23 protein-coding genes and 2 tRNA genes are annotated in these 25016 nt (G+C 70.1%); 13 read left to right on the top strand and 12 right to left on the bottom strand.

Annotation, left to right across the window (positions count from 1 at the left end; all coding sequences use genetic code 11):
- Positions 1-18: 18 nt before the first annotated feature.
- The gene (locus tag ACG01O_RS18145) at positions 19-1185 is read right to left on the bottom strand and encodes a YbfB/YjiJ family MFS transporter (protein ID WP_394386801.1); all 1167 of its coding nucleotides are present in this window, start codon (positions 1183-1185) and stop codon (positions 19-21) included.
- Positions 1186-1252: 67 nt separating this feature from the next.
- Here ACG01O_RS18145 and ACG01O_RS18140 point away from each other — a divergent pair, with 67 nt between their 5' ends.
- Positions 1253-2074 (top strand): M90 family metallopeptidase, encoded by an 822-nt coding sequence (locus ACG01O_RS18140; RefSeq protein ID WP_394386799.1) that lies wholly within the window; start codon positions 1253-1255, stop codon positions 2072-2074.
- Positions 2075-2104: 30 nt separating this feature from the next.
- On the opposite strand, the gene ACG01O_RS18135 is transcribed toward ACG01O_RS18140, so the two are convergent.
- From ACG01O_RS18135 to ACG01O_RS18110, 6 genes are all read right to left on the bottom strand, one after another.
- Entirely contained in the window at positions 2105-2659 is a 555-nt protein-coding gene (locus ACG01O_RS18135; RefSeq protein ID WP_394386797.1) for a protein phosphatase CheZ, read from the bottom strand.
- Between the two features lie 128 nt (positions 2660-2787).
- On the bottom strand, positions 2788-3606 hold the full coding sequence (locus ACG01O_RS18130) for a DUF2520 domain-containing protein (protein ID WP_394386796.1): 819 nt from the start codon (positions 3604-3606) through the stop codon (positions 2788-2790).
- An 8-nt stretch (positions 3607-3614) separates the two neighbouring features.
- Positions 3615-4388, bottom strand: a complete 774-nt coding sequence (locus tag ACG01O_RS18125; RefSeq protein ID WP_394386794.1) for a class I SAM-dependent methyltransferase — start codon at positions 4386-4388, stop codon at positions 3615-3617.
- 68 nt (positions 4389-4456) lie between these two features.
- Positions 4457-5053, bottom strand: a complete 597-nt coding sequence (locus ACG01O_RS18120; RefSeq protein WP_394386792.1) for a VTT domain-containing protein — start codon at positions 5051-5053, stop codon at positions 4457-4459.
- A complete protein-coding gene (locus tag ACG01O_RS18115) occupies positions 5050-7071 on the bottom strand; it encodes an alkaline phosphatase (RefSeq protein WP_394386790.1) in 2022 nt (673 codons plus the stop codon). Before ACG01O_RS18115 ends, ACG01O_RS18120 begins: the two co-directional genes overlap by 4 nt.
- Before the next feature lie 29 nt (positions 7072-7100).
- Positions 7101-7571: a hypothetical protein gene (locus tag ACG01O_RS18110; RefSeq protein ID WP_394386788.1), complete on the bottom strand. Its 471-nt coding sequence runs from the start codon at positions 7569-7571 to the stop codon at positions 7101-7103.
- 203 nt (positions 7572-7774) lie between these two features.
- Here ACG01O_RS18110 and chrA point away from each other — a divergent pair, with 203 nt between their 5' ends.
- Together chrA and ACG01O_RS18100 are read left to right on the top strand one after the other, a co-directional pair.
- Entirely contained in the window at positions 7775-9127 is a 1353-nt protein-coding gene (gene chrA / locus ACG01O_RS18105; RefSeq protein ID WP_394386786.1) for a chromate efflux transporter, read from the top strand.
- A gap of 79 nt (positions 9128-9206) precedes the next feature.
- Positions 9207-9788: a DUF1439 domain-containing protein gene (locus ACG01O_RS18100; protein ID WP_394386784.1), complete on the top strand. Its 582-nt coding sequence runs from the start codon at positions 9207-9209 to the stop codon at positions 9786-9788.
- Between the two features lie 63 nt (positions 9789-9851).
- On the opposite strand, the gene ACG01O_RS18095 is transcribed toward ACG01O_RS18100, so the two are convergent.
- Together ACG01O_RS18095 and hrcA are read right to left on the bottom strand one after the other, a co-directional pair.
- Positions 9852-9928 (bottom strand) — tRNA-Ile (locus ACG01O_RS18095).
- A gap of 23 nt (positions 9929-9951) precedes the next feature.
- Complete coding sequence (gene hrcA / locus ACG01O_RS18090) at positions 9952-10959, bottom strand: heat-inducible transcriptional repressor HrcA (protein ID WP_394386782.1); 1008 nt, start codon at positions 10957-10959, stop codon at positions 9952-9954.
- Between the two features lie 67 nt (positions 10960-11026).
- Between hrcA and ACG01O_RS18085 the strand changes: the two genes are divergently transcribed.
- The 6 genes from ACG01O_RS18085 to ACG01O_RS18060 are packed head-to-tail and all read left to right on the top strand — an operon-like array spanning position 11027 to position 17845.
- Entirely contained in the window at positions 11027-11893 is an 867-nt protein-coding gene (locus ACG01O_RS18085) for an NAD kinase (RefSeq protein WP_394386780.1), read from the top strand.
- Between the two features lie 10 nt (positions 11894-11903).
- On the top strand, positions 11904-13598 hold the full coding sequence (gene recN / locus ACG01O_RS18080; protein ID WP_394386778.1) for a DNA repair protein RecN: 1695 nt from the start codon (positions 11904-11906) through the stop codon (positions 13596-13598).
- Positions 13595-14515 (top strand): RNase adapter RapZ, encoded by a 921-nt coding sequence (gene rapZ / locus ACG01O_RS18075; RefSeq protein WP_394386776.1) that lies wholly within the window; start codon positions 13595-13597, stop codon positions 14513-14515. The genes recN and rapZ overlap by 4 nt, the downstream gene beginning before the upstream one ends.
- Before the next feature lie 59 nt (positions 14516-14574).
- Positions 14575-14961 carry a BlaI/MecI/CopY family transcriptional regulator gene (locus ACG01O_RS18070; protein WP_394386774.1) on the top strand — a complete coding sequence of 129 codons (387 nt, stop codon included), beginning with the start codon at positions 14575-14577 and terminating at the stop codon, positions 14959-14961.
- Positions 14958-16715: a M56 family metallopeptidase gene (locus tag ACG01O_RS18065; RefSeq protein WP_394386772.1), complete on the top strand. Its 1758-nt coding sequence runs from the start codon at positions 14958-14960 to the stop codon at positions 16713-16715. The genes ACG01O_RS18070 and ACG01O_RS18065 overlap by 4 nt, the downstream gene beginning before the upstream one ends.
- Positions 16712-17845, top strand: coding sequence for an FAD-dependent oxidoreductase (locus tag ACG01O_RS18060; RefSeq protein ID WP_394386770.1), 1134 nt, complete (start codon positions 16712-16714; stop codon positions 17843-17845). The genes ACG01O_RS18065 and ACG01O_RS18060 overlap by 4 nt, the downstream gene beginning before the upstream one ends.
- On the opposite strand, the gene ACG01O_RS18055 is transcribed toward ACG01O_RS18060, so the two are convergent.
- From ACG01O_RS18055 to mutM, 3 genes are all read right to left on the bottom strand, one after another.
- Positions 17842-19653: a methyl-accepting chemotaxis protein gene (locus ACG01O_RS18055; RefSeq protein WP_394386768.1), complete on the bottom strand. Its 1812-nt coding sequence runs from the start codon at positions 19651-19653 to the stop codon at positions 17842-17844. The genes ACG01O_RS18060 and ACG01O_RS18055 overlap by 4 nt on opposite strands.
- Before the next feature lie 166 nt (positions 19654-19819).
- On the bottom strand, positions 19820-20836 hold the full coding sequence (gene mutY, locus ACG01O_RS18050) for an A/G-specific adenine glycosylase (RefSeq protein WP_394386766.1): 1017 nt from the start codon (positions 20834-20836) through the stop codon (positions 19820-19822).
- Positions 20821-21639 carry a bifunctional DNA-formamidopyrimidine glycosylase/DNA-(apurinic or apyrimidinic site) lyase gene (mutM, locus tag ACG01O_RS18045; RefSeq protein ID WP_394386764.1) on the bottom strand — a complete coding sequence of 273 codons (819 nt, stop codon included), beginning with the start codon at positions 21637-21639 and terminating at the stop codon, positions 20821-20823. The genes mutY and mutM overlap by 16 nt, the downstream gene beginning before the upstream one ends.
- Before the next feature lie 42 nt (positions 21640-21681).
- Between mutM and ACG01O_RS18040 the strand changes: the two genes are divergently transcribed.
- The 4 genes from ACG01O_RS18040 to ACG01O_RS18025 all read left to right on the top strand — a co-directional run bounded on the left by ACG01O_RS18040 (position 21682) and on the right by ACG01O_RS18025 (position 25006).
- On the top strand, positions 21682-23427 hold the full coding sequence (locus tag ACG01O_RS18040) for a tetratricopeptide repeat protein (protein ID WP_394386762.1): 1746 nt from the start codon (positions 21682-21684) through the stop codon (positions 23425-23427).
- Positions 23424-24002 (top strand): lipoprotein insertase outer membrane protein LolB, encoded by a 579-nt coding sequence (locus ACG01O_RS18035; RefSeq protein ID WP_394386760.1) that lies wholly within the window; start codon positions 23424-23426, stop codon positions 24000-24002. The genes ACG01O_RS18040 and ACG01O_RS18035 overlap by 4 nt, the downstream gene beginning before the upstream one ends.
- Positions 23986-24891 (top strand): 4-(cytidine 5'-diphospho)-2-C-methyl-D-erythritol kinase, encoded by a 906-nt coding sequence (gene ispE, locus ACG01O_RS18030; RefSeq protein ID WP_394386758.1) that lies wholly within the window; start codon positions 23986-23988, stop codon positions 24889-24891. The genes ACG01O_RS18035 and ispE overlap by 17 nt, the downstream gene beginning before the upstream one ends.
- Before the next feature lie 38 nt (positions 24892-24929).
- Positions 24930-25006: transfer RNA gene (locus tag ACG01O_RS18025), tRNA-Gln, on the top strand.
- Positions 25007-25016 lie beyond the last annotated feature (10 nt).

Genomic DNA, 25016 nt, shown 5'->3' with positions numbered 1-25016 from the left:
CGCGCACGGGCGGGCGCCTCAGCGACCCTCCCGCTGCACCACCACCAACACCCCGATGCCGGTGGCCAGCACCGCGGCCGTCAGCCACAGCGACACCTCGAAGCTGCCACTGGCTTCCACCATGCGCCCGGTCAACGCGGGCGCCGTCACTTGCGCCGCGCCGTAGCCCAGGGTCAGGCGTGCCATGGCCTTGCCGGGGTTGGCCGGTGACCGGCGCCCCACCAGGGCCAGCGTCAGGCTGACGATGCCGATGAACGTGGCGCCGTACAGCAGCGCGCCGGTCAGTGCCGCCGCGAGGCCCGTGGCCAGCGCCGGCATCAGCACCCCCACGATCTGCAGGCCAAACGCGAGCTGCAGCGCCCGCACGTCGCCCAACCGCCGGGCCACGCGATCCCACAAGAAAACCGCTGGCGTGGCCGCCAACCCCACCAGCAGCCAAGCCCACGGGCCGCGCCCCGCCAGCGCCGGTTGCTTCTCCACGATGGCGGCCGTGAACGTGGCATTGATGACAAAGCCCCAGCCCGCGCAAAAGTAGGCCGCCACCATGCCTGCCATCCAGCGCCGTGAAGGCAGCACGCCGGCCAATGCCGGCGCCACCGCGGGCGGCTCCGGTGGCCGCCACCGCCAGGCCGGCACCAGGAACAGCAGGCCCAGCAGCGCAAAGCCCTGCCACTGCCCCGCCCAGTCCAGGCCCGACGCCGCCATGCCCATGGCCCCCAGCGCCGACACGACGATGCCCAGCCCCAGCCCCGTGAAATACAGACCCAGCTCCGGCCGCCGGCCCGAGCGCATCAGCCACCCCTGCACCAGGCCCGACCCCAGCAACATGCCCGCAGCCCCGCACAGCCCGCCCACGTAGCGCGACACGGCCCAGGCGGCGAACGAGGTGGTCCAGCCCATCCATGCCGTGATGACCAGCGCCAGCGGCAGCCCCCAGCTGTACAGCCGGTGCCGCCAGCGCGGATGCTCCACCCAGGCGGCCAGCAGCGCGCCACTCATGTAGCCGGCGTAGTTGATGGCGGCCAGCAAGCCGCCGTCCGCCAAGCCCAAGCCGGCCTGCACATGCATGACGGGCAACAGCGGCGTGAACGCAAAGCGCGCCAGCCCGACCGTGATCACCAGCGCACACACGCCCCCGCACAACACCTGCCAGGCTTGCAGTGCGGGCGCAGAGTTCTTGGGCATGCCACGTTGTAACAGCTGCGGGTTCCCCGGACCTTGCAAACCGCGGGGGCGCACCCAGTTGCCCCGCATGCCTTTCTGGATCAGCTTTGTGGCGGTGGTGTTGATGGCGGCGGCCATTGCGTTGTGGCCGCGCTGGGTGCGCCTGCGCCGAGCACGCATCGCCGCCCGCCCCTTCCCGGCGCCGTGGCGTCGGCTGTTGCGGCGCAACGTGCCGCTGGTGGCTCGGTTGCCGGCGCGCCAGCAGCTGCGCCTCAAGGCCTTGATGCAGGTGTTTCTGGCCGAGAAACCCATCCTCGGATGCCGCGGTTTTCGGGTGACGGATGAGGTGCGCGTCACCATCGCGGCCCTGGCCTGCCTGCCGCTGCTGGGCGCCGCGCGCGGCGTGTACCCGGAGCTGCGCCAGGTGCTCGTGTACCCCAGCGCGTTCGTCGTCGACCGCCCGGTCACGGCCGCCGGGGGCGTGCAGTCCGAGCAACGCCGCGCGCTGGCGGGTGAAAGCTGGAGCCAGGGCCAGGTGCTGCTGGCGTGGGACGAAGTGCAACGCGGCGCCAGCACCCCGGGCGACGGCCACAACGTCGTGATTCACGAATTCGCGCACCAGCTGGATCAAGCCGGCGGCCCGGCCAACGGGGCGCCCGCGCTGGCCACGGCGGAAGACTACCGGCGCTGGTCCACCGTCATGCAGGCCGCCTTCGATGCCTTGCAGTGGCGGCTCGCGCAGGGTGAACCGGGCTTGATCGACCCCTACGCCGCCACCGACCCGGCGGAGTTCTTCGCCGTGGTCAGCGAGCTGTTCTTCGAGCGGCCGGCCGAATTGCAAGCGGCGCATGCCGACGTGTACGCCGAGCTGCGCCGCTACTACCGCCTGGACCCGGCGGCCTGGGTGTGAAGCTGGGGCGGCGCGGGCGCGCCGCCGGGGTCAGAACCCGAGGCTGGCCAGCAGGTCGTCCACGTCGTCCTGCTTGAGCGCCTTGTCCGGCGTCTGCACGCCGCCGAGTTCCTCGGTCTGCAGGGGCTCCACCGGCGCCGGCAGCGAATTCATCAAGTCCCGCAGCGGCGGCTCGGCGCGCTCCAGCATCTTGCTGACCTTGTTGATCACCTGGCCCGAAAGATCCTGAAAGTCCTGCGACATCATGATCTCGGTGTGCAGCGACTTCTCGCGGGCGGCAAAGCTGGCCGCATCGGCCGCGTAGGCCGCGCACAGCTTCATCAGCGCACGGGCCCGGTCCTGGCTGATGTTGGTGGACAGCGCCAGGCGGTTCAGCGCGTCCGACAGTTCGCGGCCCTTCTTGCGCACGGCCTCGGCGTCTTCCTGGGCGGCTTCCACCAGGTTCAGCACCTTGGTGGCGGCCTGTTCGGTCATGCTGCGCACATAGCCCAGACGCTCCCGCGCATCCGGCAGCTCATCCACCACGTTGTGCAGGATTTGAGCGGCGTCGGCGCGGATCATGGCCTGAATGGATGCGTCGGACATCTCGAACTCCCTCGAAGCAACCGGCACCAAACGCCGGGCCGGAGCAGTTTAGGAGCGGCGTCCTGCGCCGCATATGGCCGAAGTACGGCCGAACGCGGCCTTTATCACGCGGACTGCTGCAAACGTCGTCAGGCGTGAATCAGGCAATCCCGCAGGGCTGTGACTTGTACCGCACTCAGCCGGCCCGCCTGTTCGGCCAGCCGCAATTGCTGCAAGGCCAGCTCACGCACCAAGGCGTCGCCCGCCGGCAGGCCCGCCGCTGCGGCGGCCAGGTGCCGCTGGAGCACGCCCACATCCCCGCGCGCAACCGGGCCCGACAGCGCGCCGGGCAAGCCACGCGCAGCCGCCGTGTCCAGCGCGCCGCGGGTCAGCGGCAGCAAGGCGGGCAGGGCCGCATCGGCCGGCAACCCGGCCGAGGTCCACAGCGCCTGGGCCTGCGCCAGCACCGCCAACACGCCGCTAGCCGCCACGTTGGCCGCCGCGTGGTACGCCGCCCGTGCGGCGGCATCCATGGGCCAGGGCAGCGCCAGCGGCACCAGACCCAATTGCTGAGCCAGCGCCACCAGGGCCTCACGGTCGGCGGGTGCCGCCTCGATGCCCACGTGCGCGCCGCTCAGGTTGGCATCGCCCACCAGCAACCGCAACGGATGAAAACCGGCCACGCGCGGCGCCGGCGCCAAGGCCGCCAGCGGCGTGGCCCCGCTGCAATGCAGCGCCAACTGACCGGGCTGCCACGGCAAAGCCTGGGCCACTGCGGCGAGGTGGTCGTCCGGCACGGTCAGCCACACCCAATCGGCCCCGGCCGCGGCCTGCGTCGGGGTCAACTCGCCGGCCGCCGGCGCTCGCCGGCCCACGCGCACCACCGCACCGGTGGCCTGCAGTGCCGGCACCAGCGCGCGGGCCAGGCGCCCGAAGCCGATGACGGCGTGTTGCCGCGCTGCGCTCACACCGGGTCTCAGGGCTTCACGAACTTGAGCGTCATGCGGTCGCTCTCGCCGATGGCCTGGTACTTGGCGCGGTCCTTGTCTTTCAGCGCGTAGGTGGGCGGCAGGGTCCACACGCCGTCCGGGTGGTCGGCCGTGTCCTTGGGGTTGGCGTTGATCTCGCTGCGCGCAGCCAGCTTGAAGCCCGCGTTCTCGGCGAACTTGATGACCACGGCTTCTTGCACGTAGCCGCTGCCGGCCTTGGGGTCTTGCGTGCGCGATGCGGGCAGGCGGTGCTCTTCCACGCCCAGCACGCCGCCCGGCTTCAGCGCCTTGAAGGCGGCGTCGAACACCGCTTGCGCCTTGTCGGTGCCCATGCCCATCCAGTTGTGCACGTTGCGGAAGGTCAGCACCGCGTCAGCCGTGCCGGCGGGGGCGATGTCGTACAGGCCCTTGGCGGCGTCGAACACGCTGAGCTTGACCTTGCTGTACACGCCCATGGAGTCCATCTTGGCCTTGAAGCGCACGCTGCCGCCTTCGGCCGCAATCAGCTGCCCGGCATCACGCAGGTAGGGCGCCAGGATCTCGGTGTACCAGCCGCCGCCCGGCGCCAGCTCCACCACCGTGTCGGTGGGTTTGATGCCGAAAAAGCTGAGCGTCTCGTACGGGTGGCGCCAGGTGTCGCGGGCCACGTTGCCCACCAGGCGGTGGTCGGCGGCCACGGCGGCCTTCAGCGGGTCGGCGGATTGGGCTTGCACCGCAGCGGCGGTGGTCAGCGTCAGGGCGGCGATGAGCCAAGTCTTCATGGGCGATGTCTCCGGTTGAGCGGGGCAGTATCCCGTCCAGGCGGAACCCCTGTCGAAGGTCAGGACGCTCAGGCCACCCAGCCGAACCAACCGGCCAGCGTGTCGAACAGCAGCGTTGCCACCGCGATGGGAATCGGCAGGCCGAGCAGCGTGCCCGCCACGTAGCTGCGCCAGCCCACGCCCGACAGCGCCAGGGTGTAGTTCAGCGCCGGCACCGAATGAAACGCCAGCCGCAAGGCGGCCACGCTGCGCACGGGGTGGGCGTCCAGCCGCGCAAACAAGCGCCGCGCCACCGGCCCTTTGAATTCACGCAAGGCATCGCCCCCCAGCGCACGCACCACCACAAAGGTCACCGTGCAGGCCACGCAGGCCGCGCCGTAGGTGGCCAGGCCGCCGGGCAATGGCCCCAGCGCCAGCACCGCGGCCGCCAGAAAAAAGGCGCCCGGCACGTGGGCCAGGTTCGCCAGCGCGAACAGCGCCGTGAACGCCGCCAGCCCCGACACCGGATGCGCCAGCACCGCCTCGCGCAGCGGCTGCAGCCCGATGTGGCTGCGCAAGCCGCTGAAGTGCACCACCGCCCACAGCAGCGCCGTGAACAGCAGCAGCGCCACCCAGCGCCCGCGCAACGAGGCGGGACGGCGACGGAGGGCGGGCGGCAGGGTCAACGCTGGGGCTTGGCGGGCTTCTTGGCGCCCGAAGTATCCGCTGGCGCCACCACGCCCTTCACGGCCGCCTGGGCCAGCTTGAAGAACACATCGGTGTTGTCGATGACGCCAGTGAAGGCCAGCGCCCCCGGGCCGTAGGCCGACAGCGGCACGTCGGTGCCGGTGTGCACGGCTTGCTCGCCCGGCACCTGGCCAGTGACCAGGTAGTCACCCAGCGCGTCGTCACGCTCCTGCGCATTGGCGGGATACCACTTCAGCGGCGCTTCGCCGGCGAAAGGCTGCTGGCTGTCACGCTGCGGGGTCTTCTTGGTGCGCCAGTCTTCGTAGCGGTCGGCATTGGCGCCGTAGCCCACCAGCAGGCGGTGGTCGATGTCGGTGGTCTGCGGGTAGCCGTCGGCCGCCAGTGCGTAGCGCGGGAACCCGGCCTTCTCGTAGGTGCCCACCACGCTGTTGCGCAGGTTGGCCGCGCCCTTCTTTCCGGCCAGTTCCACCAGCTTGGCGTCGGTCACCATCGAGCCGCCGATCAACGCCGCGCCCGAGCATTCATGGTCGGCCGTCACGATCACCAGCGTGTCGCCGTGCTCGGCCGCAAAGTCCTGCGCCACGCGCACCGCGCGGTCGAACTCCAGCGTGTCCAGCATCCAGCGCTCGGTGTCCATGTTGTGGGCTTGCTTGTCGATGGACGCGCCTTCGATCATCAGCACAAAGCCCTGCGGCGCGCGCTTCAGCACGGCCAGGGCCTTGGTGGCCATTTCGTCGAGCATGGGCTGGTCGGGCAGGCCGAAATCGTCCACCACGCTGCCGCCGCCCAGGCCGTTCTTTTCAGTGCCGCGGCGGCCGTTGATCTTGTCCAGCGCCACGTTCATGTTCGAGAACGCGAACAGGCCCAGCAGCGGGCGGGCCGGGTCGGCTTGGTCCAGCGCGGTCTTGGTGGGCGCGTAGCTGAAGCCGGCGGACTGGAAGTCGCGGATCAGGTCACGGCCCTTGTCCAGCGCCCCAGGGGCGGCACCCCAGCGCTTGACGATGTCGGCCGTGTGTGCCTCGGTGCTGGAGAAGGCGTAGTCGAACGTGTCGGTGCGGGCCGAACCGGGCGTGCCGGCCGGCAGGAACCACTTGCGGCCGCCGCCCATCAGCACGGTCAGGCCGGTGCGGCTGCGGTCGTCGAAGAACTGGTCCACGATGCCCGTGCCCGCCCCGCGGTTGCTGGTGTGCACCGCATTGCCGGCCGGCGTGGCGTCAAACACATCGGCCGTGGTGACGATGCCCAACTGCTTGCCCTGCGTACGGTGCAGGTACTCGCTGAGGTACTCGATGCGCGGGTTGTCGAAGGCGTCGACGGTGTCGTCCGGGAACACGCCCTCTTCGTTGTTGTTGTTCTTGTTGCCGCTCACATACGACGTCATGCCGGGCGACGAGTCAGTCACGATGGAGTTCAGCGACGCGGTCTTGACCATCGCCGTGGCGCTGAAGCTGTCCATGGCCAGCGGCCGCATCGCCTTGCCCTGCGCATAACCATGCACGATGCGCGCGGCCGTGCGCTGCGAGGCGCCCATGCCGTCGCCCAGCAGGATGATGATGTTCTTCACCTTGGGGCCCATCGCGGCGGTGAACGGCACCACGTCGAAGTTGCCCGTGGCCACCACCTTCTGGCCGTCGGCCTGGGTGGCTTCCACGCGGAACACGTGGCGGCCAGCCGCCTCGCTGCTGACCGCGCGCACGGTGGCAATGGCGGTTTCAGCCGCCAGTCCCTTGGTGCAGCCACTGGCGCAGTCGCGCAGGGCCACCGGTGCGGCCACCGGCTTGCCGTCGATGAAGAAGCGCGCAGCCGTGATCTTCTGGCCGGCATCGGGCTTGACCGTGGCCTGCAGGTCAAAGCGCTGCCCGGGCAGGAAGCGTGCAATCACCGGCTCGGGCTGGCCGCTGGAGAAGAGTTCGGAAGGCGGCGTCAGGCGCGACACCGTGGGCGCAGCCAGGGCCGGAGCCGACAGCGCGATCAACAACAGAGCAGTGGGTTTCATGGTGAGGCGTTCCAACAGGAAATCGGGCGTCAATGCACAGAGGCCGCGTGCGGGGCGGGCGAGCTGGCTTGCGCCGCCAGCGCGCCGGGCTCCAGCTCCAACCGCAGCCACGAGACACGGCCCGTGGCGTCTTCCGCCGGGCCGTATTGCAGCCGGCCCACCACGGCCACCGGGCCGGCCTGGTGGGCGACGATGCGGTCCCGCTGGCCCGGGGGCAGCAGCACGGTGACGGTGGTGGCGGGCAGGTCATCGGCTTCGCCGTCGGCGTGCTCCGACATGGCCACCGGCCGCGGCGTCAGCAAGAACTGACCGGCCTGGGGCTGCTCGCGCTGCACCATGAAGCCCACCAGCCGCACCGGCTGGCCGTGGGCGGCACGCAGCTGCGGCGTGGGCTCCAGCCCGTGAGGGCCGATGGGCAGCACAAAGAAGTCTCGCCAGGCCAGCGGGGTCGGGGCCGTATCGGCCCAGGCAGGCGCGCCCCCGATGCTCAACCAAGTCATCAACAACAGCAGCGAAGCAGCGCGGCGCAACATCATCCAAAACGAAGCCAAAACGGCAACAGGCAAAGCGCGCATCCTGGCGCCCGTGCATGACAGGGCCGTGAACAGCGCGGGCCACCGACCTGCGGCCCCAGCGCCGCACCTACAGTGGCACCTGTCTCGTTGAGCGCCGTGACTGGCGCCACTGCCCGCCACTGCCCGCCATGCCTCCTGCCCTTCCTGCCGCCCCGCCCGCACCCGTGTCGTTCGCTCAGGCCTTGCGCTTCTGGCTGCAACTGGGCTTCATCAGCTTTGGCGGCCCGGCCGGGCAAATTGCGTTGATGCACGCCGAATTGGTGGAGCGCCGACGCTGGATCAGCGAGGCGCGCTTCCTGCACGCCCTGAACTACTGCATGGTGCTGCCCGGGCCCGAGGCCCAACAACTGGCCACCTACATTGGCTGGCTGATGCACCGCACCGCGGGCGGGCTGGCCGCCGGGCTGCTGTTTGTGCTGCCCTCGCTGGTGTTGTTGATTGGGCTGTCGTGGGTGTACCTGGCCTGGGGCCACGTGGCGGCGGTGGCCGGCGTGTTCTACGGGCTCAAGCCGGCCGTGGCCGCGCTGGTGGCGCAGGCGGCGCACCGCATGGGCAGCCGGGTGCTGAAGAACGGCTGGCTGTGGGCGCTGGCCGTGGGCGCGTTCGTGGCCATCGCCGTGCTGCAGTGGCCCTTCCCGGCCGTGGTGGCCGCCGCCGCGCTGCTGGGCCACCTGGGCGGCCGCTGGCGCCCGCACGCGTTCTCGCTCAAAAGCGGGCACAGCGCCTCGGCCGCCGCCGGCCACGCGCCTGCGCTCATTGACGACGACACCCCCACCCCACCCCATGCCCGCTTCAGCCGCAGCGGTTGGGTGCGGGTGGCCGGCCTGGGCGTGCTGCTGGGCGGCGCCGTGCTGGGCGTGCTGATGCTGCTGCCCAGCCCGAGCACCACGCTGGTGGACATGGCGCGCTTCTTCACCCAGGCCGCGCTGCTCACCTTTGGCGGCGCCTACGCCGTGCTGCCCTACGTGTTTGACGGCGCAGTGCAGCAGCACCAGTGGCTGACCGCCGCGCAAATGATGGACGGCCTGGCCCTGGGCGAAAGCACGCCCGGCCCGCTGATCATGGTGGTGGCCTTCGTGGGCTACGTGGGCGGCTGGACCCACCAGGTCTTTGGCCCGCAGGCCCTGGCCCTGGCCGGCGCGGCGGGCGCTTGTGTGGCCACGTTCTTCACCTTCCTGCCGTCGTTCGTGTTCATCCTGGCCGGCGGGCCGTTCATCGAATCCACGCACGGCAAGCTCGGGTTCACCGCGCCGCTCACGGCCATCACCGCCGCGGTGGTGGGCGTCATCCTGCATCTGGCCCTGTTCTTTGCGGGCCACGTGGTCTGCCCCCATGGCTGGAGCGCGCCGCCAGACCTGGCCGCCACCGCGCTGGGCGTGGCGGCAGGTGTTGCGCTGATCCGGCTGCGCTGGGGCGTGCTGCCGGTGCTGGGCGCGTGCGCCGCGGCCGGCTGGGCACTGCAGGCGGCCGGGGTGGCCTGAACGCGCCGCGCTTTCAGCGCGCTGTCCGCCTTGGCCGACCCGGCCTCATCACGCAAGCCGACCCAGGCACACTCAAGCCATGCCCACCGTCTTCCGCACCCGCACCGCCGTGCGCCGCACCCTGGCCGCCTGGGTCCTGCCTGCGCTGGCCGCCACACTGATTGGCTGCAGCTTGGTCAACCCCCTGGCCAACGGCTACCTGGACATTGAAGCCACCGAGCTGCAAGCCCGCCTGAACCCACGCTTCCCGGTGCAGCAATGCAAGCTGCTGGTGGCCTGCGTGGAACTTGCCAACCCGCAACTCACGCTGCCCGAAGGCGGCGACCGCATCCACCTGCTCCTGGACGCCCGCCTGAGCCTGGGCACCCGCGAGCGCACCGGCCAAATCGGCCTCTCCGCCCGCCCGCGCTACGCCGCCGACGAGGGCCAGTTGTTCCTGGACGACCTGCAAATCACCCAACTCAATTTCGCCGGCCTGCCCGACGACTACGCCGCGCTGCTGCGCCAACGTGCGCCCAGCCTGGTGCAAGGCCAACTGCGCGCGCACCCGGTTTACGTCATCAACAACGCCACCACCCGCGGCACCCTCGCCCGCCAACTCATCAAAGACGTGACCGTGGTGGACGGCAAGCTGCGCATCCGCTGGACGCCGAAGGGGTGAGGCGCTGGTGGTGAGTTGGGGAGTGGCCGGGCCGCCTTCACAGGCGGGTGCGCGGCAAGGTGTTGGTAGGCCGTATTGGACTTGAACCAATGACCAAAGGATTATGAGTCCTCTGCTCTGACCAACTGAGCTAACGGCCCCCAGGAGGAGCGGCGGATTCTAGTCAGCGCTGGGACAGGGCCTGGCCGACCATGCGGCTGGTGATGTCGACGATCTGGATCATGCGGTCGTAGGCCATGCGCGTGGGGCCGATGACGCCCAGGGTGCCGACGACCTGCCCGTCCACCTCGTAGGGGGCGGACACGATGGACAGTTCCTCGTAGGGCACGACTTGGCTTTCGCCGCCGATGTAGATGCGCACGCCCTCGGCGCGGCTGGAGGTGTCCAGCAGGCGCATGAGTTGGGTCTTTTCTTCAAACAGGTCGAACAGGCGGCGCAGGCTGCCCATGTCGTGGCTGAAGTCTTGCACGGTGAGCAGGTTGCGCTCGCCGGACACGATGACCCGTTCTTCCTGCTGGGCCATGGCCTCGCTGCCCACCTCGACGGCGGCGCTCATGAGGCCGGCGATCTCGCCGCGCAGGGCGTCCACCTCCAGGCGCAGCCGCTCGCGCACCGCTTCCAGCGTGAGGCCGGCGTAGCCGGCGTTCAGGCGGTTGCTGGCCTCGGCCAGCTCGGATTGGGTGAGGTCTTGCGCGGTGAAGATGACGCGGTTTTGCACGTCGCCGTCGGGCGACACGAGGATGACGAGCACGCGGCGCTCGCCCAGGCGCAGGAATTCGATGTGGTGGAAGACGCTGGGCTTCTTGGGCGCGGTGACGACGCCGACGAAGCTCGACAGGTTGGACAGCATCTGCGCCGCGCTGGCGATGACGCGCTGGGGTTGGTCAGGCTGTAGCTGCGCGGTTTCCACGCCGATGAGGCCCGGCTGGGCGGTCAGCATGGTGTCCACGAACAGGCGGTAGCCGCGCGGCGTGGGAATGCGGCCGGCGCTGGTGTGGGGGCTGGCGATCAGGCCCAACTCTTCCAGGTCGGCCATGACGTTGCGGATGGTGGCCGGGCTGAGCTCCAGGCCCGAGGCCTTGGAGAGCGTGCGCGAGCCCACCGGCTGGCCATCAGCGATGTAGCGTTCGACCAGGGTTTTCAGCAGGGATTTGGAGCGCTCGTCGAGCATTTCTCCATTCTATGAACAGGCCCGCGGCTCCCGGGATCCGCAGGACCCCTGTGGTGTAATTTGCCGCATGGCCGAGCGCTTCAGACATGTCGCCATCGTGGGCAAGCATCAGGCGCCTGGCATTCGGCCGGTGCTGGAGGAAATTGCCCAGTTTTTGTGCAGCAGCGGGCTGGATGTTTCGCTGGAAGCCGACACCGCACTCAACACCGGGCTGACCGATTACGACGCCCTCTCGCACGACGAGCTCGGCAAGGTTTGCGACCTGGCCGTGGTGATTGGCGGCGACGGCACCATGCTGGGGTTTGCGCGCGAGATGGCGCCCTATGGCATTCCGCTGCTGGGCATCAACCAGGGCCGCCTGGGTTTCATCACCGACATTCCGATCGAGCGCTGGCGCGAGTCCCTCGCCCCGGTGCTGGCGGGCGACTACGAGGTGGAGCCGCGCGCCATGCTGGAAGGCGAGGTGTGGCGCGACGGCGAGGCTATCTTCACCGGCCTGGCGCTGAACGACGTGGTGGTGAGCCGCGGCGCCACGGCGGGCATGGTGGAGTTGAAGATTTCGGTGGGCGAGCATTTCGTGGCCAACATGCGGGCCGACGGCCTGATCGTGGCCTCGCCCACGGGCTCGACGGCGTACGCACTGTCGGCCGGCGGGCCCATCCTGCACCCGAGCATTGCCGGCTGGCTGATGGTGCCGATTGCGCCGCACACGCTGTCCAACCGCCCCATCGTGCTGCCCGACTTGGGCGAGGTGCGCATGGAGATCGTGGCCGGCCGGGATGCGTCGGTGAACTTCGACATGCAAAGCCTCGCCAGCCTGCTGCACGGCGACACCATCACCGTGCGCCGCAGCCAGCACCAGGTGCGCTTCCTGCACCCCAAGGGCTGGACCTATTACGCGACGCTGCGTCGCAAACTCCGCTGGTACGTTTAAAGCCTGCCCCATGCTTCGGCACCTGAGCCTCAAGGACTTCGTCATCGTTCCCGCGCTGGAGCTCGACTTCGAGCCCGGTTTTGCCGTGCTGACCGGGGAAACCGGGGCCGGCAAATCCATCTTGATCGACGCACTGCAACTGGCCCTGGGCGGCCGGGGCGACGCGGGCGTGGTGCGCGAGGGCGCAGCCAAGGCCGAGATCTGCGCCGAGTTCGACACCCCGCCCCACCTGCGCGGCTGGCTGGACGACGCGGGCTTTGACGCGGACGACGCGCTGCTGCTGCGCCGCGTGATCGACACCTCGGGCAAGAGCCGCGCCTGGATCAATGGCGGTGCCGCCACGCTGACGCAACTGCGCGAACTGGCCGACCACCTGCTGGACATCCACGGCCAACACGCCTGGCAAGGCCTCACGCGCCCGGCCGCGGTGCGCGAGTTGCTGGACGGCTTTGCCGGCCTGGACACTGCCCCGCTGGCCCGCGCCCACGCAGCGTGGAAGCAAGCGGCCGAGGCCCTGCAAAAAGCGCAGGGCCTTCAGGCCGATGCGCAGCGGGAACGTGAGCGGCTGGCCTGGCAAATTGGCGAGCTGGACGGCTTGGCGCCCGGCGAGGGCGAGTGGGACGAGTTGAACGCCGAGCACGAGCGCCTGTCGCACGGCCAAAGCCTGATCGACGCCGCCAAGGCTGCGCTCGACGCCCTGGACGACGCCGAACCCAGCGCCCAGTCGCTGGCCGGCGGCGCGCTGGACCAACTGGAGCGCGTGCTGGACCACGACGCCCGCCTGCTGCCCGCCGTGCAAGCGCTGCGCGATGTGCAGGCGCAACTGCAGGACGCGAGCCACACGCTCTCGGCCTACCTGCACAAGGCCGACCTGGACCCCGCCCGCCTGGCCGAGCTGGACGACCGCGTGTCGGCGTGGATGACGCTGTCGCGCCGCTACCGCCGCCAGCCGCAGGAACTTCCCGCGCTGCTGGCCCAGTGGCGCGCGGAACTGGCCGCGCTGGACGCCGCCAGTGACCCCGCGCAGCTGGAAGCCGCCCTGGCCGCCGCACGTCAGGCGTACGACGCGCAGGCCCAAGCCGCCACCCGCGCTCGGCAAAAGGCCGCCCCGCAGCTGGCCACCGCCGTCACCACGGCCATGCAGCAGCTGGGCATGGGCGGCGGCCGGTTCGAGATTGCGCTGAACGCGACCGACGCGCCGCAAAGCTACGGCGCCGAGAGCGCCGAGTTCCTGGTGGCGGGCCACGCCGGCAGCACGCCGCGGCCGCTGGCCAAGGTGGCGTCGGGCGGCGAGTTGTCGCGCATCGCCTTGGCGATTGCCGTGACGGCCAGCCAGGCCGCCAGCGAGCACGCCCCCGGCACGCTGATCTTTGACGAAATCGACGTCGGCATTGGCGGCGCGGTGGCCGAAACCGTGGGCCGGCTGATGAAGCAGCTGGGCCACGCTGGCGGCGGCCGCCGCCAGGTGCTGGCCGTCACCCACCTGCCCCAGGTGGCCGCCTGCGCCGACCGCCACCTCGTGGTGGCGAAGGCGCTGCAAGGCAGCAGCACCGTCAGCTCCGTGAACCCGGTGGCGGGTGAGGCCCGCGTGGCCGAAATTGCCCGCATGCTGGGCGGCGAGCGGCTGTCGTCCACCAGCCTCGCGCACGCACAGGAAATGCTGAACGCCTCGGTCGCCACGCCCAACCGCAAGGCCAAGTCATGACCCCCACGCAAGACCTGCAGCAAGGCGATGTGGTGCTGCTGACCGGCATGTCCGGCGGCGGCAAGTCGGTGGCCATGCACGCGCTGGAAGACGCCGGCTACTTCTGCGTGGACAACCTGCCCGCTGAGTTGCTGCTGGACTTTCTGCGCCTGGAACAACAGCGCGGCGAGCGCCGGGTGGCGATTGCGGTGGACGTGCGCTCCGCCAGTTCGCTGCCGCTGATGCTGCCGCTGCTGAAGGAGCTGCGAGCCCAGGGCGTGGCTGTTCGGTCGGTGTTCCTGGACGCCAACGACGACGCGCTGATGCGGCGCTTTTCGGAAACCCGCCGCCCCCACCCGCTGCGCGAAGACCGCGACGTCGAGCGCACCGGTCAGGTTCAGCGCACGGCGGACGAAAGCCACCGCCTGTTGCGCGACGCCATCCACCTGGAGCGTGAACTGCTGGGCGGGCTGAAGGCCGAGTCCACCGTCATCGACACCAGCCAACTGCGCCCGGCCCAGCTGCGCGCCTGGCTGGCCGACTTGGTGGGGCCCAACGCCGGCGCCAAGCTGACACTGGTGTTCGAGAGCTTTGCCTTCAAGCACGGCGTGCCCAGCGACGCGGACTTCGTGTTCGACGTGCGCGTGCTGCCCAACCCCTATTACGACCGCGAACTGCGCCCGCTGACGGGGCGTGACGCGCCGGTGGCGGCCTACCTGGCCGCGCAGCCGGAGGTGGGGCTGATGATGGGCCAGATCGCCGGCTTCCTGTCGCGCTGGCTGCCCAACTTCGCGGCGGACCAACGCAGCTACCTGACGGTGGCCATCGGCTGCACGGGCGGGCAACACCGGTCGGTGTACCTGGTGGAGATGCTCGCCCGCCAGTTCGGCCACCACGGCCACGTGCTCAAGCGTCACCGGGAGCTGGACGCGCGCTGAGCCTCAAGTTCAGAACAAATGTTCTAGACAACTTGTTCTAGAACACTTATTCTGAACACATGCCCTCCACCCCTGTCACCAAGCCCACGGCGGCCGAGCTCGACCTGCTGCAGGTGCTGTGGCGCCTGGGCCCGGCCGACGCCAAGGCCGTGCACGAGGCGCTGCTGGACGAACGGCCCGACGCCACCTACGCCACCGTGCTGCGCCAGCTGCAGGTGATGCACGGCAAAGGCCTGCTCACGCGCGACGAAAGCCAGCGGCCGCAGGTGTACGCCCCGGTGCAGGCGCAAGACAAGCTGCAGCAATCGTTGGTGAAGGACTTCATCGCCAAGGCCTTTGCCGGCTCGGGCAAGGCCCTGGTGCTGGCGGCGCTGAAAAACCATGTCAGCGCCAGCGAGCGCGCCGAAATTCAGCGCCTGCTGGCGCAAGGGCGGGACGACGCATGAACCTCGATCCGCTGCTGTACGCCTGGGGTTGGGCGCTGCTGAACTTCATTTGGCAGGGGGCCGTGATCGGCGCGGTGACAGCCGTGCTGCTGGCCCTGCTGCGGGGCGCCTCCGCGCGCTGGCGCTATGCCGTGTGCGGCCTGGGGCTCGCCCTGTGCCTGGCCCTGCCGCTGTGGGCCTGCCTGGACCTGGGCACCCCGGCCGACGCAGCCGATGTGGCCCACGCCACCGACGGCGCCTGGCTGGCCCTGACCGAGCAACTGCCCGCGTTGGTGGGCGCCTGGGCCGGCGGCGCGGCGCTGATGCTGGCGCGCTTGGGCCTGGGCCTGGTGTGGGTGGCGCGCGCCCGCCGGCGCAGCACGCCCGCACCGGCGGCGTGGCAGCAGCGGCTGGACGCGCTGGCGCAGTCGCTGGGGCTGAAGCGCCCGGTGCCCTTGCGCCTGCTGGCCAACATCGCCACCCCCATGGTGCTGGGCAGCTGGCGCCCCTGCGTGCTGGTGCCCGCCGCGCTGCTGACGCGCCTGCCGCCCGACTTGCTGGAAGCGCTGCTGGCCCACGAACTGGCCCACGTGCGCCGTTGGGACTACCTCGCCAACCTGCTGCAAAGCGCGGTGGAGGCCCTGCTCTTTTTTCACCCGGTGGTCTGGTGGCTCTCGGCCCGCATGCGTGCGGAGCGTGAGCTCGTGGCCGACGAAATTTCTGCCGAAGCCCTGGGCGACTCGCGTCGCCTGGCGCTGGCCCTGCATGCCCTTTCTGAACTGGATGTTCCCCACATGACGCCCCCTCTCGCCCAAGCCGCCCGCGGCGGTGACCTGCTCGCCCGCGTCGAGCGCCTGCTCGCCCCGCGCCCCCAGGCCACCGGCTGGAAGCTGGCCCTGCCCGCCCTCTTGATTGCCGCCACCAGCTTCGTGGTGCAGGCCAAAACCAAAGACACACCCCGCACGGCCGACACGCCTGCGGCCACCGCCGCCGCCACACCCGCCCCGGCCGAGGCGCCGGCCGGCCAGCCGCTGCGCCTGCCGGTGAACGCCAAGCACGTGGTGGTGGTGGATGACGCCACCGGCAAGGTGCTGATGGCCCGCGACCCCGACGCCGTGGTGCCGATTGCCTCGCTCACCAAGCTGCTGACGGCCATGGTGGTGCTGGACGCCAAGCTCGACCCGAACGAGAAGCTGCGCATCACCAACGACGATGTGGACACCCTCAAGCACAGCCGCTCCCGCGTGAAGGTGGGCACGCAGATGAGCCGCCAAGCCGCGCTGGAAATGGCTTTGATGGAAAGCGAAAACCGCGCCGCCGCCGCGCTGGCGCGCACCTTCCCGGGCGGTGAGGCCGGCTTCGTGAAGGCCATGCGCACCAAGATCCAGGCCCTGGGCCTGAAGCGCACCGCCATCACCGACCCCACGGGCCTGTCGCCCGCCAACACGTCCACCGCCACCGAGATGGCCACCATCACCGCAGCGGCGGCGCGTTACGCCGAGATCGAGCGCATCACCAGCACCAAGAAGACCCAGGTGCCGGTGGACGGCCGCCAGCGCGAGATCCGCAACACCAACCGCCTAGTGGGCGCCAAGGGCTGGGACATCCGCATCTCCAAGACCGGCTACACCGAGGAAGCCGGCCGCTGCCTGGCCATGCGCATCCTCAACGGCAAGCGCCCGGTGACCGTGGTGCTGCTGGACGCCGACGGCTCGGCCCAACGCCTGCGCGACGCTGCGCTGATTCGCAAGCAACTGGCCCGCCAGGCGTCGTGAACCGCCGCCACCTGCTCATCGCCAGTGCAGGGGGGCTGGCGCTGCGGAGCCATGCGCTGAATTTCGCCAACCGCCCCGCACCCTTCCCCATCCGCGCGGAGGTGGATCGCATCGTGGACATCGCGGTGGGCATCCGGCCGTTTCGCGCCGCGGGGCCACGCCTGGCGCTGGAGCGACACGGCAGCAAGGCGCTGGTGCACCACTACGGCCATGGCGGCAGCGGCTGGTCGCTGTCGTGGGGCTCGGCCCAGGCGGCGATGGGCCTGGTGGCAGCCAGCGGCGTGCGGCCCGGCGAGCGCATCGCCGTGGTGGGCTGCGGGGCCATCGGCCTGACGACCGCGCGCACCGCCCAACAGGCGGGTTTGAAGGTGCGGCTCTACGCCCAAGCCCGCCCGCCGCAGGTGCACTCCAGCGCTGCCACGGGGCTGTGGACCCCCGACTCCCGCATCGTCACCACCGAACACGCCACGCAACGCTGGGCCGCCGGGTGGGAAGCCATGGCCCGCGCCTCGTTTCGCGTGCACCAGAGCTATCTGGGGCTGCCCTCCGCGCCCGTGAGTTGGCACGACGGGTATGTGGTGGCCGATCAAGACTTCGACAGCCCGCTGCCGCACTACGGCCAAACGCCGGAGCCCGACTACCCCGACCTGCAAGACCGCCTGGCCCACCTGCGCCCGGGCAGCGAGCCGGTGCCCGCGGGCGAGCACCCGTTCGGCACCCGCGCCGTGCGCCGCTTCACGCAGATGGTGTTCAACATTCCGGCCTACCAGCGGCTGCTGTGGGAAGACTTTTTGCGCGAGGGCGGCGAATGGGTGCCCCGCACCTTCCGCGACGGCAAAGAACTGACGACCGTTGCCGAACGCACCGTCGTGAATTGCACGGGCGACGCTGCGCGCACGCTGTACGCAGACGTCCACATGACGCCGGTGCGTGGGCAGACAGCGCGGCTCATTCCGCAGCCGGAGGTGGACTATGCGGTGATCTACCGCGGCCAGAACTGCGTCGCCTTGCCGCGCCGCGATGGCCTCCTGGTGGCGGCCACGGGCGCGCACGATTTCGGCAGCGCCGACCTGCGCCCGGACCGCGCCCAGGCCGAGGCCGCCGTGCAGCGGCTCGCCCAGCTGTTTTAGAAGGTTTCCCAGTCGCCCTCGGCGCCCGCTGGCGCAGGTGCAGGTGCCGGCCTGGGCGCCGCGGCTGACACCGCAGGCTCAGCCTTTGCGGCCGGGGCAGGCGTCGGGGCGGGCTTCGGCGCGGACGATTTGGCGCGAGGCGAGGCGGCGGCGCTCATCGGCTTGCGGGACGCTGCGGCACCGCCCGCCTTGGGGGCTGAACGCCGGGCTGACGCGCCCACGTCAGACGCCCCAGCGCCCATCGATCCGTCCACGCGGAAAGCCGCCACCGCTTCGGACAGCTTGGCCGTTTGCATGCGCATGCTCTCGGCCGCTGCAGCGGTCTGCTCCACCAGCGCTGCGTTCTGCTGCGTGGCTTGATCCAGCTGGCTCACGGCGGCATTGATCTGCCCAACGCCTTCGCTTTGCTCCCGGCTGGACACCGTGATCTCGGCCACCAGGTCGGTCACCTTGCGCACCTCGTTCACCATCTGCCCGATGGTTTCGCGGGCCGACAGCACCTGCGTGCTGCCGTTCTCCACCTTGGTGACGCTGTCGCCAATCAGGCTCTTGATCTCCTTGGCCGCCTCGGCGCTGCGCTGGGCCAGCAGGCGCACCTCGCCGGCCACCACCGCAAAGCCACGGCCCTGCTCGCCGGCCCGCGCGGCTTCCACCGCCGCATTCAGCGCCAGGATGTTGGTCTGGAAGGCAATGCCGTCGATGGTGCCGATGATGTCGTGGATCTTGCGGCTGGCGGTGGAGATGGCATCCATGGTGTTCACCACCTCACCCACGGCCACACCGCCTGCGCCGGCCACCTCGGAGGCGTGATTGGCCAGCTGATCGGCCTGTCGGGCGTTGTCCGCCGTGGCCTTGATCTGCGCCGCCATCTGCTCGACCGACGCCGCCGTTTCTTCCAGGCTGGAGGCCTGGCTCTCGGTGCGGGCCGAGAGGTCGGCGTTGCCCTGGGCGATTTCAGCGGCCGCCACGTTGAGCTGATCGCAGCCCTGCCGCACGCCCGACACCATGCCCGCGAGGTTCTGGGTCATCTCGTCCAGCATGTCCAGCAACTGGCCCAGCTCATCACGGGTTTCGCTGTGCAGGCGTTGGGTCAGGTCGCCACTGGCCACCGCCTTCACGGCCGCCGAAGCCAGCCGCACCGGCCGCGTGATGGACCGGGTGATCACCACCGCAGCGGCAATGCCGATCGCCAAGGCGACCAGCGAGGCCAGCATGAAGGTCCACAGCACGCGGTGGTAGGCGCTCGCTGCCGATGCGGTGGCCGCAGCCGCCACCTTCTCGTTGTAGGCCCACCACTGACTCACGGCTTCACGCAAGGGCGTGAAGGCCGCCCGGCCCGCGCCGAAGGTCATCTCCTTGGCGGCCGTGCCCTGGGTGGGGTCCGCGGCGCTTTCTTCGGAGGCCTTGAGCACTTTGTCCTGCACCTGCTGGTAGGCCGCAAAACCCTCACGCGTCTTCTTCAAGAAGGCGCGGTCTTCGTCGTCAGACGCCAGCGCCTCGTAGCTCTGCAACAGCCGCGCCACGTTCTCGCGCCCCTTGGCAATGCGCGCGCCCAAGGACTTCTTTTCCTTGTCGTCGTCGGTCAGGATGTGCTGTTGCTCCAGCCGGCGCGCATCCGAAATGCCCCCGTCGATCTCGTGGATCGCTCGCAAGGACGGCAGGATGTTTTCGGGGTAGTACTCGGCGTGCTGATTGATGTTGCGGGTCAGCAAAGCCCCCACGCCGGCCATGGCCACCAGCAGCGCCAGCAGGATGAAAAACGCAAGGCCCAGGCGCGCACCAACGCGCAGATTCTTCAAGGCATCCACGGCTGTCCCCATTTGTTGTGCAGCCCATGGTGCCTCGTCCACCTGCCCACGGCAATGCGCCGGAGCGTGCAGACTGCGCAGCGACAGCTTTCTCGCAAGGCCGCTGTCGCCCGGATGCGTCGCGGGTCATTTCGAGCCCCTAGCGAGGCTCGCTGAAAGGGCCGTGTCAGGCAGCGCCCGTCAGCAGTTTTTTCAGCGGAGCCGGCAGCGCGTATTGCGGCAACTCACCCCAGGCCACCCAGGTGCCTTCGAGCACGGTGGGGACTGCGGCGCCGCGCAAGGTGTGCAGCACCCAGTCGAAGTGCGTCAACGCGTGTTCGATGCGCGGCATGGGCTCCAGCGCCGCCCCGGCTGCCGCCGCGCGCGCCGTGGCTTCGTCGTCGAACATCGGCAGGCTCCACAGCCCCGCCCACACGCCCTGCGCTGGGCGCTGCTGCAGCAAGACCCGGCCCTCACGCTCGAGCCACAACCACCAGTTCTCGCGCCGGCTGCGCTTGAGCTTGCGGGTCTTGATCGGAAACCGTGTCGGGTCGCCGCCCTGCTGCGCAGCACACAGCGACTGCACGGGGCACAGCAGGCAGTTCGGGCTGCGCGGCGTGCACACGGTCGCACCCAGGTCCATCAGCCCCTGGGTGTAGCGGTCCACCGCCTCGGCGGGCAGCAACTCGGTGGCCCGGTCCCACAGCCGCTTCTCGGCGGCGCTGCTGGCCAGGTCCCCGTCGAAGGCCAGCACCCGGCCGAGGACGCGCTTGACGTTGCCGTCCAGGATGGCCACGCGCTCTCCGAAGCAGAACGCCGCGATGGCGGCAGCCGTGGAGCGGCCGATGCCCGGCAGCGTCTGCAAGCCTGCCGCGGTGCTGGGGAACTGCCCGCCGTGCAGTTCGGCCACCGCACGGGCGCAGGCGTGCAGGTTGCGCGCCCGGCTGTAGTAGCCCAACCCGGCCCACTGGGCCAGCACCTCGTCCAAGGTGGCGGCGGCCAGGTCGGTCACCGCCGGCCAGCGGGCGAGAAAGCGCTCGTAGTAGCCCAGCACCGTGCTGACCTGGGTCTGCTGCAGCATGATTTCTGACAGCCACACGCGGTACGGGTCGCGCGTGTTTTGCCACGGCAGGGTGTGGCGCCCATGCTGGCGCTGCCAGGCCACCACCGTGCGGCCGAAATCTTGGATCAACGCTTCTGGCATGTGGGGCAAAAAAACGTGGAACGCTGGCCCTGCACCAACCGCCGGATCGCCGCGCCGCAGTGCCGGCAGGGCTCGCCCTCGCGGCCGTAGACCTGGGCTTGCATCTGGAAGCTGCCCGCCACGCCGTGCGCGTCTCGAAAGTCGCGCAGCGTGGTGCCGCCGGCCGCCAGGGCCTGCCCCAGCACCTCGCGCACCGCCGTGGCCAGCCGCTGGGCGCGGGGCCGGCTCAGCTTGCCGGCCGGCAGTCGGGGGTCGATGCCCGCCCGGAACAGTGCCTCGCACGCATAAATGTTGCCGGCTCCCACAACGATGTCGCCCGCCAGCAAAGCCTGCTTGATGGACACCCGCCGCCCGCTGAGCGCGGCGTGCAGGTGCTCACCGTCGAAGCGGGGGTCGAAAGGCTCCAGCCCCAGGCCGGCCAGCAGGGTCGAGGCCGGCGCCGCGTCCAGCCCGGCAGACCACACCACCGCGCCGAAACGACGCGGGTCGGTCAGCCGCAGCAGGCCGCGGTCAGTGTGCAGGTCGAAATGGTCGTGCGGCCCGGCAGCCGGGGTGTCCGCCAGGAACGCCAGCGAGCCCGACATGCCCAGGTGCATCAGCAGCCCGCCGGCGTCTTGCAGCGGCAGCCACAAATATTTACCGCGTCTTTGCACCTCGCCGACCACCCGGTTCAGCAGCGTTTCGGGGTCGGCGCCCAAGGGCCAACGCAGCGGTTTTCCCAGGCGCAGCCCGGTGACACGGGCCCCGTGGATGGCGCCGGCAAAGCTGCGGCGCGTGACTTCGACTTCGGGCAACTCGGGCATGGGCCGGAAATCATAATCAGGCCCTGCATTTCCGGAGTCCGAATGCCCTTGCCCCTGCGCCGCGTGATCACCGCCACCGCCCTTGCGGCGGCAGCCCTGCAAGCCCACGCCCAAGACAGCGCCCCTGCCGCCAGCCCTGCTGAACCCATCGTCAACTCGGCGATGGATGCGCCCCTGTTTTACCAACTGCTCATCGGCGAGATCGAGCTGCAGAACGGCGAGGTCGGCGTGGCCTTCCAGGTGCTGTTGGACGCCGCACGCCGCACGGCGGACGAGACGCTGTTCAAGCGCGTCGTCAACATCGCGATCCAGGCCCGCGCCGGCGACCAGGCGCTGCTGGCGGCCCGCGCCTGGGCCGACACCGTGCCCACCTCCACCGAGGCGCTGCAAAGTGTGGTGCAACTGCTGGCCTTGATGAACAAGCCCGCGGAAGTGCCCCAGCCCTTGACCGCCCTGCTGCGCATCGCGCCCGCGTCGCAGAAGGCCGGCTTCATCCTGCCGCTGCCGCGCCTGTTCCAGCGCGCGCCGGACCCCAAAGCCGTGCTGGCCGCCCTGGGCCCGGTGCTGCGCGCACAGACCGGCGCCTTGCGCCCGGCCGCGGCCTACACCGAAGCCCGACTGGCGCTGAACGCGGGCCAGAACGCCCGTGCCTGGACGCTCACGCAGGAACTCCATCAGTTGGCCCCCGAGGGCGATGACGCCCTGCAACTCGCCATCGACCTGCTGCCCACCGAACCCCAGGCCGAGGCGCTGATTGCTGAACGACTGCAACAGCAGCCCGACCGGCACGGCTTGCGCCAGGCCTACGGTCGCGCGCTGCTGCAAGCTCAGCGCCCGGTGGAGGCCGCCCGCGAGTTCCGCACGCTGACCCAGACCACGCCCGACAACCCGGCGCCGTGGCTGGCGCTCGGGGCCATCGAACTGGAGCTCAAGCACACCGCCGCCGCCGAGACCGCGCTGCGCGAAAGCCTGAAGCGGCTGGACACCCCGGCCGCCGGCTCGGAGGAAGACATCAAGGCGCGCAGCGACGGGCGCCGCCAAGCCTGGCTGATGCTGTCGCAAGCCGCCGAGCAGCGTGGCGACCTCAAGGCCGCCGAAGCCGCCCTGCAAAAGCTCGACGACAACAGCATCGAGGTGCGCTACCGCCGCGCCAGCCTGCTGGCCCGCCAGAACAAGCTGAACGACGCCCGCAAGCTGCTGCAGGCGCCGCAGGACGCTTCCGACGCGCAGGCCCGCCAGGCCCTGCTGGCCGAAGCCCAGCTGCTGCGCGAGCACCGCCAATACGCCGTGGCCCTGCAAGTGCTCAAGGGCGCAGTGCAGCGCTTCCCGAGCGACACCGACCTGCTGTACGAGCAGGCCATGATGAGCGAGAAGGCCGGCCGCTTCGAGGAGATGGAAACCCAGCTGCGCAAGGTCATCGAACTCAAGCCCGACTATCACCACGCCTACAACGCGCTGGGCTATTCGCTGGCCGAGCGCAACCTGCGCCTGCCCGAAGCCAAGCAGCTCATCGAGCAGGCGCTCAAGCTCGCCCCCGGCGAGCCCTTCATCGTCGACAGCCTGGGCTGGGTGGAGTTCCGCCTGGGCAACCTGACCGAAGCCGCCCGCCTGCTGCGCCAGGCCCACAACGCCCGCCCGGACGCCGAGATCGCCGCGCACCTGGCCGAAGTGCTGTGGGCCACCGGCGGGCAAGACGAAGCCCGGCGACTGCTGGCCGACGCCGCGCGCAAAGACCCCGGCAACGAAGCCGTGCGTGAGGTGCTGGACCGCCTGAAGGTCAAGCCGTGACGGCCGTGTCCCGAGTGCTGGCGCCATTTGGCGCGCTGGCAGCGGCCCTGACGCTGGCCGGCTGCGCCCACCTGGCGCCGGCGGGTGCACCGGCCGATTCCGCCCAGGCTGCCCCGTCAGCCCCAGCCCCTGCACGGTTGAGCGGCCGCATCAGCGTGACGGTGGCGGGTGATGCTCACACCCGCGGCACGGGTGGCGCCGCCAGCTTCGAACTGTTCGGCGGCGCCGAGGCCGGGCGGCTGGAGCTCACCTCGCCGCTGGGCGCCTTGGTCGCCCGCGCCGACTGGGGCCCGGGCCGGGTGCTGCTGCAGACGCCCAACGATGAACGCCGCTACGCGGACCTCGACGACCTGACCCGCGACCTGCTCGGCGAGCCCATCCCCGTGGCCGCGCTCTTCGACTGGCTGCAGGCCCGCCCCTGGCCGGCCGCGCCCCACCAGCGCACCGACCGCGGCTTCGAACAACTGGGCTGGCGCATCGAGCCGCGCCTGCCCGCGCTGGTCGCCACCCGGCTGGCCGACCCGGTCGTCACCCTGCGCGCCCGATTGGACGGAGGCGATGAAAGCACTCCATGACCTGGCCGCGCCGGCCAAGCTGAACCTGTTCCTGCACGTGGTGGGCAAGCGCGACGACGGCTACCACTTGCTGGAGTCCGTCTTCGTGCTGATCGACTGGGCCGACACGCTGCACATCGAGCGCCGCGACGACGGCCGCCTGGTGCGGCACGACGTGCTCGGCGGCGACCTGCCGGCCGACGACCTGTGCCTGCGCGCCGCCCGCCTGCTGCAGGCCGAAACCGGCTGCACGTACGGCGCCGACATCCACCTCGAAAAACGCCTGCCCGCCGGCGCCGGCATGGGCGGGGGGTCGTCCGACGCAGCCACCACGCTGCTCGGTCTGAACCGCCTCTGGGGCACCCGCGTGCCGCTGCCGCGCCTGCTGGAACTGGGTCTGCGCCTGGGGGCCGACGTGCCCTTTTTCCTCGGCGGCACCCCGGCCTTCGTGGAAGGCATCGGCGAAATCCTGACCCCCATCGAACTGCCCGAGCAGCGCTTTGCCGTGCTCAAAGGCCCGGGCGGACTGTCCACGCCAGAAATTTTTTCCAGCAAAAGCTTGGCAAGGTCAGAAAAGCTCGCTATAGTCATGGGCTTTCCCGCAGCGACAACAACTGCAGAGAAATTCGCAAACGGATTCGGTCGCAACGACCTGCAACCCGCAGCAGAATGGATCAGCAGCGAAGTCCGAGACGCGATCAGCTTGTTGTCCAACACGTTTGGCAACGCCCGGATGACGGGCTCAGGAGCCGCCGTGTTCTCAACGCTCAGCGCTTCGGGAAATGATGGCAAAGACGACCAGTCCCTGGCGACATTGCTTCAAGGCTTGAAAACTTCAGGCCGCGAAGGGTGGACCGGTCGAATCTGCCGCAGTGTGTCGAGACACCCGCTCGCGGGTTGGGCAAACTGAACGGTTATAGGGTGCAGCAGCTCTGTTGTGTCCTGTGTAGGGGAGTCGCCAAGTTGGTTAAGGCATCGGATTTTGATTCCGACATGCGAGGGTTCGAGTCCTTCCTCCCCTGCCAAATTTCTGTT

The sequence above is a fragment of the Pelomonas baiyunensis genome (assembly GCF_043555935.1).
Classification (GTDB): Bacteria; Pseudomonadota; Gammaproteobacteria; order Burkholderiales; family Burkholderiaceae_C; genus Pelomonas; species Pelomonas baiyunensis.
The sequence above is the reverse complement of the archived record's forward strand: the minus strand, read 5'-3'. Positions and strand labels throughout refer to the sequence as shown.